The organism is Clostridium sp. DSM 17811 (assembly GCF_018861905.1).
GTDB lineage: Bacteria > Bacillota > Clostridia > Clostridiales > Clostridiaceae > Clostridium_AD > Clostridium_AD frigoriphilum.
The window spans coordinates 126,653-145,069 of the sequence record NZ_JAHLDU010000007.1; the positions used below are offsets into that span (position 1 = coordinate 126,653).

The window sequence follows — 18,417 nt, forward strand, 5'->3', positions numbered from 1 at the left end:
AAGGCGGGTGAATAGTATGTTTGGTTATGTAGTGGTGAATGCGGATAAGTTAACAATTGAAGAAAAACAACAATATAGAGCATTTTATTGCGGGTTATGTAAGACACTAGGAACACGTCACGGAATAATAAGCCGTTTCACACTCACTTATGACATGACTTTTCTTGTTTTGTTTCTTTCTGCACTTTATAAGACTGATACACAAATGCAAACTGAGAGATGCATCATCCATCCTTTGAAGCCACATGAATATTGTCAAAATGAAATTACAAAGTATGGTGCTGACATGAATGTTGTACTTGCCTATTATAATTTTCTTGACGATTGGACAGATGATAGAAATATACTTTCACTTAGCGCGGCAAAACTGTTTGAACGTCAATACAAGCGCATTGAAAGGCAATATCCAAATCAATGTAAGGTAATTCGCAAGTGTCTTTGTGAGCTTTATGAAATCGAAAAATCAGGAGAGCTTAACCCCGATGTTCCTGCAAAATGTTTTGGGGAACTAATGGGCGAAATTTTCGTTTTAAGGGAAGATGAATATGCTGATAAATTACGAACATTTGGAACATCACTTGGCAAGTTTATTTATATAATGGATGGTTGTATGGATTTAAAGTCTGATATAAAAAATGAGCGATATAATCCGATGATAACATCATCATCTGAAAAATTTTATGACATTTTAAATCTGCTTATGGCTGACTGCATTGAAAATTATAAAAGGTTGCCAATTGATCAAGACAAGGGATTAATTGAAAATATTCTGTATTCAGGTGTCTGGTCAAGGTATGAAGCAGAAAAAAACAAGGCAAAAGGGGTGCACAAATAATGATATCAGATCCTTACGAAGTGCTTGGTGTTTCTTCAAATGATTCAAAAGAAGAAATTACTAAAGCTTATCGCAAACTAGCGAAAAAATACCATCCAGACTTGAATCAAGGAGATAAAGATGCCACAAGAAAAATGAGTGAGATTAACGCTGCTTACGAACAGATAAAAAGAGGGGAAACTACCCAAAATAATAGTGGAGGAGCTTCTAGTGACCAAAGTTCATATGGTAATGGGAATAATTCTTATGGGGGAGAGAATCCATTTAGAGACTTCAACCCTTTTGAAGGATTTGGTTCTTTTAATGGTGGTCAGAACCAAAGACATGAATATTCCGAATTTGATTCGGTTACTAGTTATTTGAATGCTGGATATTATAATGAGGCACTTAATGTGCTTAACGATATCACAACTAGGAATGCAAATTGGTACTATTACAGTGCAATTGCTAACTCAGGGTTAGGCAATACAATTACAACACTAAATCACGCAAAAACAGCAGTGCAAATGGAACCAAACAATCTTGAATATCAAAGATTATTAAACCAAGTACAAAATGGTGGTCGTGTGTATCAGCAACAGAGTCAGGATTTTGGCATGCCAACAATAAGTTTAAGTAAGATATGCTTAGGTCTTTGTTTTGCGAAACTGTTCTGTGGGTGCTGATGAGAAAAATATTAATAAGGAGTGAATAGAATGGGAAATTTTAAAAATAAGTTAGCACAATTTATGTATGGAAGATATGGTACGGATCAACTGTATATTGCTTTGATTGCTATATATTTTGTTTTGGTAATTGTTAATGCTTTTATTAGTTCTGATATTATCAGCGTTTTGATGTTTGCTATTTTGATCCTGATTGTTTTTAGAGCATTGTCTCGAAATATTTACAAAAGAAATCTGGAAAATGAAAAATTTATGAAGTTTTTTAAACCTATTAAATCAAAAGGATCTTTTGAGCTTCGCAGAATTAAAGAAATTAAAACACATCGTTTTCGCAAATGTCCACATTGCAAGAAGATGCTTCGTTTGAAACGATTGAGGGGAAAACATACAGTAAAATGTCCTAGTTGCAATAAGGAATTTGAACTTCGTATTCTAGGGTAAGTAAAAAATAAGAACTCTTTTTATATTTATTATAAAAAGGGTTCTTATTTTATAGACTACATAAATATCATATTACCGATTTTTATGGAACCTGATTTTTTAATGCCATTATTAAAAAACAATGCATTTTTTATTGGATTAGTTCCATTAATTGCTGCAATTGCAGCTTTAACATCGCTCGCAGGTGCAGGTCTTTTAATGTTTCCATTTTGTACACAGGTAAATTGATAAGAACCGTTATACTTTTGATTAATTACAGCACTAATTGAATTTGGGAATCTGCTGCTCTTAACCCTATTCATAACTACTGCACCCACAGCAACCTGAGCAATATATGACTCTCCTCCGGCTTCCGCAGTTATTAATCTAGCTAGTAAGTTTAAATCGCTTGCTGTGTATTTTTTGGCACTTGGTGTTACTGCCTTTAAACTAGATACACTTTTTTTTACAGTAGCGCTAGTTGTCTCTGAAACCTTGAGAACTTGTCCAGGAAAAATAGAATCATTCCATTTGTTATTAGCTTTCCTTAGAGTAGTTAATGATTCCTTATATTTTTGCGCTATTTTAGATAAAGTATCTCCACTTTTCACAGTATAATTTTTAGTTGTTAAGGTCGCTGCAAATATATTTTGTGATGAAATTATTGAAATACCAATTGTTAGTGCTGATGTTAAAAAAATTGATTTATAGCTTTTAAATTTAATAATTAATTCCTCCTAATGCCTTCCAGGTTAGTTGACGGGTTAGGGTAGAGGTACCCCACTTTGTGAATCAAGTTTCACCCCAAAATTAAATCCCCGGTACTTCTTTTAGAAGATTCGGCTACTTTGATATAATAATACAGCCCTTAAAAAATGTCAATTTGGGCTATTTAAAGATTTACGCCGGGTTTATGTAGAAAAAGTAAATAATATGTTTTCTCCTATCCTTACCACAAGGGGGATTAAGAAGTATTTGAAATCGTTATCACATGCTATAAAACTTAAATATATGGGTAATCATTCAATAATTGTTAACATATTAAAAAAGTTAATAATGATACCTGATAGCTAATCTGCGGCTATTATTATTTAACCATTTTTAATTTTGTAATAGCTCTCTAATTGTTAGTAGTTATGGATTGAATCTTATTTGAATTATTTGTAATATCTTTTCATCAGTTAAATGTTGTAGTTCTAAATTTAATACTAACTAAATATTAAATGTGAACTTTTTGTAAAATTGCAATTAACCCATAATTTTCACATATTTTCGTGCTGTATTTTATTAAAGATAATTTAATGAGGCATTCATGCAGAGATTCAAAAATGTACCAAGTGACGTGTGCATGGGGCTAACAGAAATAGAGCCCATGGATAAATATTATCCATGGGTTCTATTTTTTTATAAAATTATTTAATTAAGTGTTTTAAATGAATATTTTTGAGATTTTAAATATTCAATAACTTGTGGTAATGCTTGGGCAGTTGTTGATTTCGTAAAGAAATCGTGCATTAAAATAACTACATGGTCTTTTCCCTCAGTATTCTTTTTTAGGTTACTTAGTAATTTAGATACTGGGATATTTTGTCCTTCTGCATCACCAGTTAAATCATTCCAATCAACATAATTGTATCCAGCACTATTAAGTGATTCTCTAAAAGGTTTTAGTTTTCCACCAAATGATCCGCCTGGAAATCTTACTAATTTAGTACTGAAATTACTACCAAGGATCGATTTTAATATAGTATCACATTTGTTAATATCACTTATAAAAGTGTTAGTGTTAGAGTAAATATAATTATAGTTATGTGAATATGAATGGTTCCCAATGGAGTGTCCAGCCGCTAATTCTTTCTTTACCAAATTAGGATATTTTATTGCCATATTACCCACTATAAAAAAAGTTGCCTTTATATTATATTTATCTAAAGTCTTTAAAATCACAGGAGTATTGTTGTCAGAAGGCCCATCATCAAAAGTAAGATAGGCTACTTTATGTCCATCTGACTTGTAAATATGTTTATAAAAATCTGCGGTTGGTGGTTTTAACTTTGGTTTTAAAGTCACTTTTTTTGGTGCTACTACACTTTTTTTTAAGCTGTTTTCTGCATTAGCAGGAAGGACTTTCTTTACTTTACTATTGCTATTAATATAAAATATTAAACATGACAGAATAACTATAATTATAACTGATAGTATTAAACCAAACTTTCTTTTTCTTCTTTTTCTTATTCTTCTTTTTTTTCTTTTTTCAACATTTATCACAATTTATCACCAATCATTTCATTATTTGAATTTTAACAAGCAGTATTTACATAATGCCTTATAAAAAACCATAATACAAGTAAAACACCCTAAAATGTCATTTTTATGTCATGAACGGAAGTTAAGCGCATCCTAAAGTTTATTTACTAGTGGGTTTTATTTGATTACAATGAAAAAATTGTATATTGTTTTATGTCACAGTTTATATTGAGCTGAATAACCTATGGTAGCAGGTTAAACAATGAAACTGCTAGGAGGTAAAATTATGTATAGTTATTGGCAGTCTGATATGAGCGAAGATGATGAATATAAAAAGCATGGTAGGCATGAATATAATAAATGTGCGAAATATGAATGTTGTAAGCATCAGAAACCTGAATGCGAAAAGTATAAAAACCCTGAATGCAATAAGTGGGACAAATATGAATGTGAAAAGTGTGAGAAACATGAATGTGAAAAATGCAAGAAACATGAGTATAATAAGTGTGAAAAACATGAATGTAACAAGTGCGGTTGATCTTATTTAAAAGTTGGACAAGATATAAGGGAATTCATAAATAAAGCTATTATTTTATTTGTGAATTATTGATATAGATATCAAATGAGCTGCCTTACAAAAGGCAGCTCATTTTTATGAATTATAAGTTTTGAATATTATTAATGAAAAAAATAACCATATGCTTTATAATATAAGTAGATTATATAAGATCTAAAGAAAGGAAAAACCTCATGTTTGAAGAAATATATGGGAGTGCAGTATCATTAATAGATATAGATCAGGAGTGGATAGATTTTGAATAATGAATTTAATTATATGGATGAGATAATAAGTGAACATAATGAAAGAATGCAGAACCTAAAAAAATATTATCCTTTTTTTAAGATTAGGGAGATATCTTTAGATTTATTTAATGAAGGTAAATATAATTTTATTGATATGGGGTACATAGTAGTAGCAACATTAAGATTATTTATAGAAGAAAATAATTTTAATGATATAGGGGTTTCTTTTGAAAAGTTTTCTGATTTTACTACAGAAATTCTAAAACGGGATTATAATTTGTACCTAGATGAAAAAGAGAATAGTTTACTTGTAAATTATATTTTCGAGAAAATTATAAATGATGGAAAACCTTTTTCTTATAATTATTTTGATCCTGTGGAAAAGAAACAAATGTCTTCTAGGATCAAACTAATTGAATCCAAAATATCAGATAATACAATACGGTATTACATAACATCTGAGGCTATTGAGTTTTACCTTGATACAAAGGAAATAAAGGATGAAAGTAAAATAAGTATTCAACAGATACTGCTCTCTAAAATGATTGAGTCTAAGAATTTTAAAGGTGGTATTGAAGTTGTAAAACGTATTAATAATGAAGTTAGTAAACTAATGCAAAGAAAGAATGAGATCTTGAATATCTTGAGTTACAACGTTACTGAGGGAATAAAAGAGGCAGATGAACTTTTTAATAATAGCATGAAGTGGTTTGATGAGGAACAAGGTCTATTTGATAAGAATAAGAAACTAATAGAAATTGCTCTTGAGAGAATGGAGGAAAATGAAAGTCACGATACTGAGGATTTCTTGAAAAATAGGGAATATATTTATAATCTAGAAACTGAGATTAAACGAGCTATTTCAAAACATAGTGCACTTTTAAATTCTTCTACTGACCTTAAGATAAAATCGGATGAAATTATTAAAAAGGTGACATTAAATAAACTTAGAATGTCTTTTGACTTTAAAACTGTTTATCAAAGGACTCTTCTTTTGGATAATGTTGGACTTCTAGCTTATCTTATGAATCCGCTTTTAAAGATAAAGTTTAATAAGACTTTTAATTTAAAAAATACAGATGAGCTTTTAACCTACAGACCTAATAATGAGGAAGACATTGAAGAGGTTACAACTTTTGAAGAAACAGAATATATATCACTTGACGATATAGAGGATGAAAGAATAGCTTCTAATTTCATAATATTTATGAATTTATTAATGAAATTCCTTTTGGAGAAAGATCAATTTTCCTTAAGAGAGTTTAATTTGTATTTAGCAGGTAAGTTTAAAGGAGATATCTTAAAAAATGGAGATTATTATTCCTTTATACTACATATTGCGCAAAAAAATTATTATGATTTATCTAAGCTTGACGTCGACGAAAAAACTATCTTTGATAAAATAATAATTAATTTATTAACACCTGAAAATCGTTATGGGCTTATAGGTCTTAAATTTAGAGTAATCCCAATGCCTGAGGATGTAATAGAAATATCATCTTTATTTAAAATTACCAATATAAAATTTGAAAGGGTGAAGTAAATTGGATAACTGGAATATGGAGAAAGCCCTTGAGCTATTTGCAAAGCTTATTACTGGCGAGAATGTAAGCAGTAGCGAAAATACAGACTTATACGAGGAATACAATTCAAACATAGAAATGTATAATATATTTGGTAGCATGATTGAAAAGCTAAATTTAACTTTATATCAATATAAGGATGCTTTATTTATTACGGCTGGAGAAAAGAATAATGTGTTTGGTTATACTAATGAAGAATTAAGGAAGATGTTAGGACTTAAGGTTAATAAAGAATTATACATGTGTTATTTTATTATTTATAATATTATTACACTGTTTTATAAAGATTCTTCAAGTTACACATTTCAAGAATATATAAAAAGTGAGGATGTTCTGCGAAGCGTTGATGGATCACTTTCAAGTATTATCAGTAAATTGGATGTAATAGTGAAAAACGAACTTGAGGAGAATAGTTTTAATGTCATAGCTCTTTTGTGGGATGAACTCCCTTTAACTCACTCGAATGATTTATCAGTAAATGCTAGAGCATATAAAAACTCGAAGCTAGGGTATATAAAAATTGTATTCAATTTTCTAAAAGAGCAGAACCTTTTTATTGAGGTAGAGGAACGATATTATGCGAACGTTAGATTTAAGGCACTTATAGAAAATTATTTTGAAGACTTCAGAGGTAGGCTTTACGCGATAATGTCAGAAGGAGGACTTAATTAATGCCGCAAATAAACAGGATAAGAATAAACAATGTTAAATATAATAATGGTACTCAAACATATGATGATTTTAAAATGGAACTTTCTTGTAGCAATACTTTGTATGATCTTGCAAATGGTGGGGGTAAAAGCCTTTTAATGTTATTGCTTATGCAAAATCTTATACCTAACTGTCATTTAGATGACAAACAACCTATAGAAAAGCTCTTTAGGGGGAAAGATTCTAGTAGTGTTATTCACTCACTAATTGAATGGCGATTAGATGATGGAGATAAATCAGGATATAAGTATATGACTACAGGTTTTTGTGCTAGGAAAGGTACAGAAACATCTGGAAATATCGAAAATAAAAAAGACACAACATCTTTTGACTATTTTAATTACTGTATATTTTATAATACTTATAATGAAAATGATATAAATAATTTGCCACTTCAAGATAATAAAGAAAGAATAACCTATGGTGGCTTAAAAAAACAATTAAGGACTCTTCAAAGTAATAATTCTTTCGTTGTGGTTTCGGATATCTTTGAGGATAGAAAGGGAGAATATCAAAGGTTTATTAGTGAACATGGTTTATACGAAAGCGAATGGGAAATTATTAGGGGGATAAATAAGACTGAGGGTCATGTGAGAGGTTACTTTGAAGAAAATTATAGGACATCAAGAAAGATTGTCGAGGATTTACTTATAGAAAAGATTATTCAAAAAGCATTTATGGCTAAAACTAGTAAGGTAAATGATGAAGAAGAAATGGCAAAAACACTTTTGGATATCAAGGATAAAATCATAGAGTTATCTAAAAAGAAAAAAGAAATCTCAAATTATGATAGACAGGCGGGTGTGGTTAACGATTTTATTATTAGGACAAAAACACTTGTTAATGTATATGATGAAAAGGGAAAAATTGAAGATTCTATTGTAAAAACTTACAATACTCTTGGAAACAATGTAAAAAGTAAATACGAAGAACTTAATTTAATAGAGGCAGAAACAAATAATATTGATAAAGAAGATAAGAAAACAGAAAAAGACATTCAAACTATAAAGCTACAAATTATGAAAAATGAGTTAAATACAACTCAAGGTGAGCTTAAAGATTCACAAGGTAAATTTGAAAATGTTAAATTTAAAGTTGACAATGCTTATAATGAAATTAACCTTAGACAAGTTAAGAATTATTTTGTAGATTTTCTAGAAAATAAAGGCAAATATTCTGAAATAAAAGAGGTAATTGATAATATATTTAAAGCCAATGAAACGTTAACATTAGACTTAAATAGACTAGCTTATAACAAAAAAATTAGAGATGAGATTAAACTTAAGGGGTTAAATAATAAGTTAACTGAATCATTAAGTAAAGTTTATGACTTGTCAAGTAAAGTAAAAGAATTTGTTAGGTTAGAAAGAGATCTTGATAATAAAATAGCTGTCTCTGAAAGCAACATATTACAATCAAAAGAAAGACTTAAATCACTAAAAGAAAAGGTTAAAGTTCTTAGAAGTAAGCTTAACATTATGATCATAGGTGATATAGATGCTGATATTAAAAAAATTGGGCTGGATAGATCACAAACCATTCTAAAGATAAAAGATAATAAATATATATTTGATTCTTTAATGTTAAAAAATAGTAGCTACAAAATTGATATTGCTAAAAATGAAGAAAAAACAACTTCAATTCAAGGCAAAATAGTAGAATATAATGATTTAATGCAAAAATATGACATAGATAAAATTAAGGTCAATAAATTATTAGAAGTTTATGAGGCTCAGGATGTTTTATCTTTAAGTAATAGTCTAGAAATTAAATATAAAGAGTTGCTTAGAGCAATACTTGCACAGGAGCAGGAATTACAACAATCATTAGATTATTATACTCAGTTAGATGAGGATAAACCAATGCCCACAACTAAAGAAATATTAAAAGTAAAAAAATATATTAATAGGAACTATAATGAAGACGGGATCTTGGGCATAGAATATCTTAAAGACCTCTCAATAGAGGAAAAAGAAACTATTTTAAGTAAGATACCTTTCTTGCCGTACTCTATTATTGTAACTTATAATCTTAATAAACTTCTTAAGGACGAAAAGTTTAGAGATTATGATTTTGGTAACTATGCCATTCCAATTATTAGCTTAGAGACTATTAAAGATGGGCTTGACTTTAATATTAATGGTTTAGATTTTGTCGTAAAAGATAGGTCCAAATTTATAAATTCAGATAAAATAAAACAGGAAAAAGATAAAATAGGGAGAGAAATATCAGAGATAAGAACTAACCTGGATCTTCTTAAAAGAAATGAAGAAACCTTAAAAATAGATAATACATATATTAAAGAGTTCAAGTTTTCTTATGATAATAAAATCGATGTGATTAAAGAGAATCGTACTAAATTAAAGTCTGAAAAGCTTTCATTAGAAAATGAAAGGATAGTTTGTAGTAAAGTTATAGATGGACTTGAACTCAAGATGAAAAATATCAATTTAGAAAATATAGATTTAGAAAATAAGTTAACTATTTTGGAGAAGGATTTAAGGAATATTAACGAAGTAAAGATTGATTTAGATAACTTGGATTTGGAAGAAAATAAACTTCAGAAATTTGTAGAAAGTTTAAATTCTTTAAACTTGAAGCATATGGAAATTAAAAAACAAGTGATAACGGAGGAAAGTAAGCAAAAAAATGAACTTGAGGTAAATAGCCACTTAAAGGTAAAAATAGATGAAGTAAATGATGAATGGATTAAAATGTATAAAACATATTATAATAACGATAAATATGAAGAATTAAACATAACTGATGATGAAATAGATTCGAAATTTAGAGGAAGTAAAAAAGCATTAGAAGAAAAAAATTCAGATATAAGGGACAAAGATCAACTCTTACAAAATTACCAAAGTAATATGGATAAAGATAGGAGCGAAATTGACAATAGAGAATATTCTATAGATAAGCTTTATGAACTTAAAAATAGAAATGAGATTTTAGTAACAAAGCAAGAAGGATTAAAACAATTAAAAGAAGAACATAAAATATTAAAAGAAAAGCAAGAAGTGATTAATAAGGATGTTCAAAAGTATACATTAGCCAGGAGTAATATTTGTGGGAAAATTGAACTATTAGAAGATAGGTTTTCAAAGGATTTTGGACAATATGTAGCTATTGGAATTGAAGTCTTTAAATTTCAACAATTTGAAGAGGACAATACTCGCAAAAGAGAAAAACTTGCTTTGAAAAAAGCAGAACTTTTAACATTGCAAATTAAGATTAATAAAGTTATTGAGAAATTAAAAGCTATTATAGTTAATATTGAAGTAGTTTTAAGATCTAGTAATATTTCTAAAGATAAAACAAATGAGATGATAGACGACACTCAAGATATAAAAAGTTATTATGAAAGTTTAGAAAAGGAATTTGATAAAGTTTGCATTAAAGAAAAAAACAGTAGAGCAAATTTCGAAAGTAATAAAGAAAAAAACATAAAAACTCTTAAAGAAATGGGAGCTTTTGAAATAGCCGAAGAATTTTTAAGGAGTGTTAATGCTCCTGTATTAACTAGTGAGTGCAAAGTGCTTATAGAAAATTTAGAAAGTATTAAAGAGCTTATATTTATTCAAAAGGGAAAAATAGAGAATGATATTAAGGATATGGAGAAAATAAAAGATAATTTTCAAAATCAATGTCTCCAACGTTGCACAGATGTGAAAACAGAGCTTGATAGATTACCACGTTTATCAAGATTAAATTTGAATAATGAGATAATACAAATGGTTAGTCTTCAGATACCATATGTTAAGGAAGAACAGCAAAAGTTCCATATGTCGTTGTACATAGAAGATACAATAAGAAATGTTGATAATATGAATGATAATTTAGACAAAATAAAATATATTAAAAATCAATTAGCTCTTAAAAGGCTGTTTTCTGTTATTGTAACAGACATGAATAAAATAGTTTTAAAACTTTACAAAAGAGAGCAGATATCAGAGCAAAGTAAAATATTAGAATATGAGCAGGCAGTTGGTAGTACAGGCCAGTCACAAGGAATATATATTCAATTTTTAATATCCATAATTAATTATATTAAAAACATAAATTCCTTTAATACTGATAATAATAAATTAAGAAAAACCATATTTATAGATAATCCATTTGGAGCAGCTAAGGACATATATATTTGGGAACCTATATTTGAGTTTCTAAAAATAAATAATGTGCAGCTCATTGTGCCAGCCCGTGGTGCTACTCCTGCTATATCTGGAAGGTTTGATGTGAATTATATTCTAGGTCAAAAACTTATTGGTAATAAGCAGCAGACGGTAGTAATGCAGGTAAGAAGTCAGGTCTGCGTGGAGCAGGTTGAATTTAAGAAAATAGAGCATGAGCAGATGGGATTTGAATTATCATAAAAAACCAAAACACATAGATTTATAAATCATAGCAGGTCAGAGAAAAAAGAGCCAATAGGCTCTTTTTTGTTGTATAAATAGATATTTATTGAAAAACTATAGTTGTGGCTTTGTGCCAAATTTGTTCTAATTAATGGTAATGAACGGTATTTTATTAGCCTGAGGTTACTTTTGGTGCACATGCTAGTAAAACCGATAAGTAAGATTTTAATAATTATAAAAAAAATGAAAAAGTTTACAAAAAGATATTGCAGAAAGTGCAAATTAGATGTAAAATTAACTTATTAAAGTGAGTTTAAAAAGTATTTCGGTTTATATTTAAATGAAGGAGAAGGTAAATATTATTATTAAAAAAATTACAGATAGTGAGTTTAAGAAATATGGACATGTTTTAGAAAATTATAATTGTTCTAAATTAATCGAAAAATGAAAACGACACCATTGCCGAGTGATGCATTAATTAAATAATTAGAAGATTTAGAAACAATACAAGACTTAAAAATAACTATTCATAATAAAATATAGGAGGACATAAAAATGAAATTATTTATTGATACAGCAAATGTTGCAGATATTCGTGAGGCGAGTGACATGGGTGTTATTTGTGGTGTAACTACTAACCCGTCTCTAATTGCAAAAGAAGGAAGAGACTTTAATGAGGTTATAAAAGAAATAGCATCTATTGTAGACGGACCTATAAGTGGGGAAGTTATTTCTTTAGATTCAAAAGGTATGATAAAGGAAGGAAGAGAAATAGCTAAAATACATAAAAATATGATTGTTAAAATTCCAATGACGCAGGATGGTCTTAAGGCTGTAAAAGTACTTTCGAAAGAAGGAATAAAAACAAATGTAACGTTAATATTTTCAGCAGGGCAAGCTTTACTTGCTGCAAGAGCAGGAGCATCATATGTAAGTCCCTTCATAGGGAGACTTGATGATATAAATGCTAATGCTATGGATTTAATAAGAACTATTGTTACAATATTTAAAGTACATAGAATAGATACTGAAATAATTGCGGCTAGCATAAGAACTCCAATGCATGTCACAGATGCAGCAGTTGCAGGGGCACATATTGCTACAGTACCACTTAAAATTATTAAACAAATGATAAAACATCCATTGACAGATGCTGGGATAGAAAAATTTGCAAAAGATTGGAAAGAAACTTTTGGTAAATAATAAGGAGGTGCACATAATGAATGTAGATAATTTAGCTATTAATACTATAAGAGTACTTTCAGCAGAAGCGGTGCAAAAAGCAAATTCTGGTCATCCAGGGTTACCACTTGGATGTGCGACCATGGCTTATACTCTATGGTCAAAGCAAATGAAACATAATCCTAAAAATTCAAAATGGGAAGATAGAGATAGATTTGTACTATCAGCAGGTCATGGGTCTATGCTTTTATACTCACTTTTAAACGTATTTGGATATGATTTAAGTGTTGAAGATATAAAAAATTTCAGACAGTTTGGAAGTAAAACACCAGGACATCCAGAATATAAACATACAGACGGAGTTGAGACAACTACAGGACCACTTGGACAAGGCATTTGTAATGCAGTAGGTATGGCTATTTCTGAAAGCTATCTTGCAGAGAAATTTAACAAACAAAATTTTAAGGTTATAGATCATTATACATATACTATAGCTGGAGATGGTTGTTTAATGGAAGGAATTTCAAGTGAGGCATCTTCCCTTGCAGGAACACTAGGGCTTGGAAAACTTATAATGATGTATGATTCTAATAATATATCGATTGAAGGAAGTACCGATATTGCTTTTAGAGAAGATGTCGCTAAAAGGTATGAAGCTTATGGTTGGCAGGTTATAAAAGTAGCTGATGGAAACAACACAGAAGAAATAAATGCTGCTATAATTACGGCTAAAAAGGAAGATAAAAAGCCAACAATTATAATTGTAAAGAATATAATAGGATATGGTTGTCTTGCTAAGCAAGGAAAAGCCAGCGCACATGGGGAACCACTTGGAGAAGAAAATATTATTGCATTAAAAGAAAATATAGGATGGAATTATGATCCTTTTACTGTTCCAGAAGAAGTTAAAAAACAAATGGAAAGTTTTAATAAAGTAGCAGCATCTAAAGAAGTAACTTGGAACAAGTTATTTGAAGATTATAAATCGACTTACCCAGAACTTGCAAAAGAGTGGGAACTTTGGTTTAGTGGTAAAATAGCCACTGATTTATTAGAGAATGAAAGTTTTTGGAGTTTCGATAAACCAATGGCAACAAGACAAGCATCCGGAGTGCTTATTAACAGAATAGCAAAGCTTGTACCAAACATAATTGGAGGCTCAGCAGATCTTGCTCCTTCAAACAAAACATATATGAAAGATAGAGGAGATTTCTCAGCTGAGGATAGATCTGGAGCAAACATGCATTTTGGAGTAAGAGAACATGCAATGGCTGCTATCGCCAATGGAATATATCTTCATGGTGGTTTAAAAGTATTTGTATCTACATTCTTCGTATTTAGTGATTACATGAAGGGGGCCATGAGACTTAGCGCAATAATGAAATTACCAATAACTTATGTACTTACTCACGATAGTATTGGAGTTGGTGAAGATGGACCAACTCATGAACCTATTGAACAATTAGCTGCTTTAAGAGCTATGCCAAATATGGTAGTGTTTAGACCAGCTGATTCTAAGGAAACAGCTGCAGGTTGGTACCTAGCAATAGCAAAATCAGAAGGACCAGTGTCTCTTGTATTAACAAGACAAACTTTGCCGTTATATAATGGCTCAAGTAAGGAAGCACTTAATGGCGGATATATTCTTAAGAATTCTGTAAAAGAAACACCCGATGTAATATTAATTGCTTCCGGCTCAGAGGTTGAACTAATATTTAAGGCATCAGATGAATTAAAGAGAAAGGGAATAGATGCCAGAGTAGTAAGTATGCCTTCCTTTGAGTTGTTTGATAGACAAAGTAAAGAATATAAGGAAAAGATATTGCCTGGCAATGTAAGAGCAAGAGTTGCAGTAGAAGCAGCATCTTCATTTGGTTGGCACAAATATGTGGGACTTGATGGAGCCGTAATTTCAATTGATCACTTCGGTGCATCAGGGAAGGCAGAAGTTTTATTTGAAGAGTTTGGATTTACAGTTAATAATGTGGTTGACACTGTATTGAGATTGAAGAATAAATAATATTAAAAAAAAGGCTATATTACACAATATTGAGGTATAAGTAAATAATAAAATTGATTTAAGCGGCTAAAGTCCTAAATTGCAGGGGACTAAGGCCGCTTAATCTTTTTTGTAATTTTTGGTATTGTAGAAGATGATATATTCATCAATTGCATTATAAAGATGACAAAATACAAAAAATTCTATAAAAGGTATATAAATTAACTTCTAAAAAGCAAACAAATAGTATATAATAGTATTACGAACATATGTTCTAGGATTTAAAAGTGAATATTAAAGAAAGGAAGAGGTTTATGAGTAGATTGATATTTCATATAGATGCTAATAGCGCTTATTTATCATGGGAAGCTGCTTATAGACTTCAGCGAGGTGAGTTATTAGATCTAAGATTAGTTCCTTCTGTAATAGGTGGAGATGAAGAAAGCAGGCACGGTATTGTTTTAACAAAATCAATTCCAGCTAAAAAATTCGATATTCACACGGGAGAAACTTTATATAGTGCTAGGGCGAAGTGTCCTAGTATTGTAATAGTGCCACCAAGATATTGGTTGTATATGAAGTGTAGTGCAGCTATGCATCAAATATTTGAGCAGTATACTCCAAAAATTCAGCGGTTTAGTATAGATGAAAGCTTTCTTGATTTTTCTAACATGGAAGGTTTGTATCCAGATTACATGAAGCTCGCTGAAATTATAAAGGAGCGGGTAAGCAAGGAGCTTGGGTTCACAGTAAATATAGGGATATCAAATAATAAACTGCTCGCAAAAGTAGCCTCAGATTTCAAGAAACCAAATAGAATACACACGTTATTTCCCCGGGAAATTAAAAGTAAAATGTGGCCATTACCAGTTGAAGATCTATTTATGGTGGGTAGAGCAACGACACCTAAATTACATGGTTTAAACATTAATACTATTGGAGAATTAGCAAATTATGATTTAAAAATCTTAAAGAACAAATTCAAGAGTCAGGGCCTAGTTATTTGGAATTATGCTAATGGCAATGAATTTTCTGAGGTTAAAAAGAGCAATTACATTGAAATGAAGGGAATAGGAAATTCTACTACAACTCCATTTGATGTTTACGATAAAGAAACAGCTCATATAGTATTGTTATCATTATGTGAAACTGTATCTATGCGTTTAAGAGATTCGAAGAATTGTTGCACTGTGGTAAGTATAAGTGTTAGAGGAAGTGATATGATATTTTATTCACGTCAGAAAAAATTGGCGGTAGCAACTGATTCTACTCGTAAAATATATGAAACAGCTTGCTATTTATTTGACAATATTTGGAAAGAAGATCCAATAAGGCATTTGGGAGTACATATAACAGACTTTTGTGATAATGATTTTTATCAGTGTTCTTTACTTGATACCTTTAATTATGAGAAAGATAGCAATCTTAATAAAACAATTGATGAAATTAGGCTAAAATATGGTTCTAAAGCTATCAGTAGATCTTGTTTTCTTCATTCAGGGTTAAATAATATGTGTGGCGGAATGGCAGAGGGGGAGGAAGAATACCCAGTAATGAGCGCAATGCTTTAAAAGGAGATTAAATAAATGAAAGTTTTAGCATTACCTATAGAAATGGTTTCTTATACAGATAACAAAGGAAACATAAAACCAGTAAGGTTTAGAATGCAAATAGGTGATGAGCCTATGCAAGTTATAAAAATAGATAAAGTTATAGTAAAGGATACTCAGAGATTTGCAGGTAACATTATGACTGTTTATAAATGTCAAAGTTTGATTGGCAATTCTATAAAGTTATTTGAGATTAAATATGAGCTTGCAACATGTAGGTGGATATTATATAAAATTTAAAGTGGTAAAATATGTAACCAAAGTGTCTTATAAAAAGATACGGCAAAGAATGATGAAGATAAAAACAATAGTTAATTCTATTGCTTTTTATCTTAGCTCTCATTCCTTCTAGTGAAAATTTTTAAAAACAACTAAGAATATATATCTGAAAATTCAATTTTAATTTTCTCTATAGGATCATTTATATTATAATTTTTATTTCTGTGAGACATCTGAGATTCTATGAGCTTAATAGGTAATTTAATATTAAATTCACTTCCAACACCCATTTCACTTTTAACACTTATTTCTCCTCCATGCATTTCTACCAATGATTTTACTAATGATAATCCTATTCCATTGCCTTCCACAGTCCCCCTAAGAGAATCATCAACCTGGGTATATGTGTTGAAAATTTCGTTTAACATGTCCTGTGGTATTCCAATTCCTGTATCCTTTATTTTTATAAGTATATAGTTTTCATTATCGTAAATATTTACATTTATTACACCTTCAGCTTCAGTAAATTTAATTGCATTTGATAATATGTTCAGCATTATTCTTTCAAATTTACATGAATCAAAAGATGTCATTTTTTCTTCTATATCCGTATCGAACACTATACTTATTTTCTTCGCTTTTGCATAAGTAACTACAGATAGGGTGATGTCTTCAATAGTTTTTACAATATTTCCATTTGCCAATTCTAATTTAAAAAAACCAAGTTCAATCTTATTCATATCTATAAGATTGTTAATAAGCTTTATCAATCTATAACAATTTTGCTTCATTACTTTTGAATATTTAGAAAACATCTCATAATCAGGAGCTACGGACGTAGTATCATATTTACTATCTAGTAGTTGTAATGCACTGAAAATAATATTAAGGGGTGTTTTTAATTCATGCGACATAGAAGAAAACATTTCTGATTGATCCATATTGTATTTTCTAGATGCCTCTAATAATCTATTTTGATCTAAAATACTGTTTTTCATTTTTTTTGCATCTAATTTTAGATTTAATTTTTCATAGCCTATTTGCGAAATTGAATTGGCAATAATAAATACAGCGTCTACAGCCAATTTCAATTTTTGTTCTTCTATAACATTAATTTCTCTAAGTGCCTCTAAAAATCCATTTTCACTAGTAGTTGGTTCTTTTATTGTATTTTTAAAATCTGAAACTGATGGCTTGTTTATTAAAAATTGCCCGCCCAATATAGTTCCTATATGCTCTCCATTTACTAAAATTGGAGCCGCAAAATCTATCAAACCAGCATGACACCTGCTGATGTATGGCTTACCTGATTTTGCAGCACCTTCTCCACATTTTCGATGAGATTCTGAACATTTATTATTCCCCAATACTGAATTTTGAATAAAATTTGTGCAAAAATTTGTATACCTACTAGGTTTTGTAACAGGATTACCATTTATATCTACAATAACACTTGCAATATCCATATTTTTTGAAAAGTTATCTTGAAGCTTCTGGAGTAATTCAATATCTAAAATATCTGTGATTTCTAGTCGTGATTTATTTATCATTTTCCCCCCCCCTAAAACTTTTCGTATATTTTGTTATTATATAATTATTTTTTTGTTTAGCATAATTTTCATTATTTCCTATATATTATAACATAATTGACAATAAAACAACAAAATTGCAAATTAAATACTTATAGATCTTTTTAGCCTCACACGATGTTATAAGCTATGGAAAACTTTTTAACAGACTGAATGAAATAAATATTGGTGATAAAATTAATCTTTCTATGTCGA

At 29.8% G+C, this 18,417-nt stretch carries 14 protein-coding genes and 1 riboswitch; of the genes, 11 read left to right on the forward strand and 3 right to left on the reverse strand.

Annotation, left to right across the window (positions count from 1 at the left end; translation table 11 throughout):
• The first annotated feature begins 16 nt into the window (after positions 1 to 16).
• The 3 genes from KPL44_RS11005 to KPL44_RS11015 are packed head-to-tail and all read left to right on the forward strand — an operon-like array spanning position 17 to position 1,941.
• The gene (locus KPL44_RS11005) at positions 17 to 835 is read left to right on the forward strand and encodes a DUF5685 family protein (RefSeq protein WP_216249860.1); all 819 of its coding nucleotides are present in this window, start codon (positions 17 to 19) and stop codon (positions 833 to 835) included.
• On the forward strand, positions 835 to 1,500 hold the full coding sequence (locus KPL44_RS11010; RefSeq protein ID WP_253201726.1) for a DnaJ domain-containing protein: 666 nt from the start codon (positions 835 to 837) through the stop codon (positions 1,498 to 1,500). Before KPL44_RS11005 ends, KPL44_RS11010 begins: the two co-directional genes overlap by 1 nt.
• Positions 1,501 to 1,530: 30 nt before the next feature.
• Positions 1,531 to 1,941, forward strand: a complete 411-nt coding sequence (locus tag KPL44_RS11015; RefSeq protein ID WP_216249862.1) for a BRcat domain-containing protein — start codon at positions 1,531 to 1,533, stop codon at positions 1,939 to 1,941.
• 56 nt (positions 1,942 to 1,997) lie between these two features.
• On the opposite strand, the gene KPL44_RS25790 is transcribed toward KPL44_RS11015, so the two are convergent.
• Together KPL44_RS25790 and KPL44_RS11025 are read right to left on the reverse strand one after the other, a co-directional pair.
• Positions 1,998 to 2,531: a cell wall hydrolase gene (locus KPL44_RS25790; protein ID WP_216249865.1), complete on the reverse strand. Its 534-nt coding sequence runs from the start codon at positions 2,529 to 2,531 to the stop codon at positions 1,998 to 2,000.
• Between the two features lie 115 nt (positions 2,532 to 2,646).
• Positions 2,647 to 2,775: riboswitch (cyclic di-AMP (ydaO/yuaA leader) on the reverse strand.
• 561 nt (positions 2,776 to 3,336) lie between these two features.
• The gene (locus KPL44_RS11025) at positions 3,337 to 4,188 is read right to left on the reverse strand and encodes a polysaccharide deacetylase family protein (RefSeq protein WP_331701672.1); all 852 of its coding nucleotides are present in this window, start codon (positions 4,186 to 4,188) and stop codon (positions 3,337 to 3,339) included.
• A 265-nt stretch (positions 4,189 to 4,453) separates the two neighbouring features.
• Between KPL44_RS11025 and KPL44_RS11030 the strand changes: the two genes are divergently transcribed.
• The 8 genes from KPL44_RS11030 to KPL44_RS11065 all read left to right on the forward strand — a co-directional run bounded on the left by KPL44_RS11030 (position 4,454) and on the right by KPL44_RS11065 (position 16,654).
• Complete coding sequence (locus KPL44_RS11030; protein WP_216249866.1) at positions 4,454 to 4,705, forward strand: hypothetical protein; 252 nt, start codon at positions 4,454 to 4,456, stop codon at positions 4,703 to 4,705.
• Positions 4,706 to 4,981: 276 nt separating this feature from the next.
• Entirely contained in the window at positions 4,982 to 6,514 is a 1,533-nt protein-coding gene (locus KPL44_RS11035; protein WP_216249868.1) for a hypothetical protein, read from the forward strand.
• Between the two features lies 1 nt (position 6,515).
• Positions 6,516 to 7,226, forward strand: coding sequence for a DUF6063 family protein (locus tag KPL44_RS11040; RefSeq protein ID WP_216249870.1), 711 nt, complete (start codon positions 6,516 to 6,518; stop codon positions 7,224 to 7,226).
• Positions 7,226 to 11,641 carry a hypothetical protein gene (locus KPL44_RS11045; protein WP_216249871.1) on the forward strand — a complete coding sequence of 1,472 codons (4,416 nt, stop codon included), beginning with the start codon at positions 7,226 to 7,228 and terminating at the stop codon, positions 11,639 to 11,641. The genes KPL44_RS11040 and KPL44_RS11045 overlap by 1 nt, the downstream gene beginning before the upstream one ends.
• A 537-nt stretch (positions 11,642 to 12,178) precedes the next feature.
• Positions 12,179 to 12,826, forward strand: coding sequence for a fructose-6-phosphate aldolase (gene fsa / locus KPL44_RS11050; RefSeq protein WP_216249873.1), 648 nt, complete (start codon positions 12,179 to 12,181; stop codon positions 12,824 to 12,826).
• Positions 12,827 to 12,842: 16 nt separating this feature from the next.
• Positions 12,843 to 14,825, forward strand: coding sequence for a transketolase (gene tkt / locus KPL44_RS11055; protein WP_216249876.1), 1,983 nt, complete (start codon positions 12,843 to 12,845; stop codon positions 14,823 to 14,825).
• A gap of 293 nt (positions 14,826 to 15,118) precedes the next feature.
• Entirely contained in the window at positions 15,119 to 16,375 is a 1,257-nt protein-coding gene (locus KPL44_RS11060; protein ID WP_216249881.1) for a DNA polymerase Y family protein, read from the forward strand.
• A 15-nt stretch (positions 16,376 to 16,390) separates the two neighbouring features.
• Positions 16,391 to 16,654, forward strand: a complete 264-nt coding sequence (locus tag KPL44_RS11065; RefSeq protein ID WP_216249884.1) for a hypothetical protein — start codon at positions 16,391 to 16,393, stop codon at positions 16,652 to 16,654.
• A gap of 131 nt (positions 16,655 to 16,785) precedes the next feature.
• On the opposite strand, the gene KPL44_RS11070 is transcribed toward KPL44_RS11065, so the two are convergent.
• A complete protein-coding gene (locus KPL44_RS11070; protein ID WP_216249886.1) occupies positions 16,786 to 18,183 on the reverse strand; it encodes a sensor histidine kinase in 1,398 nt (465 codons plus the stop codon).
• Between the last annotated feature and the right edge of the window lie 234 nt (positions 18,184 to 18,417).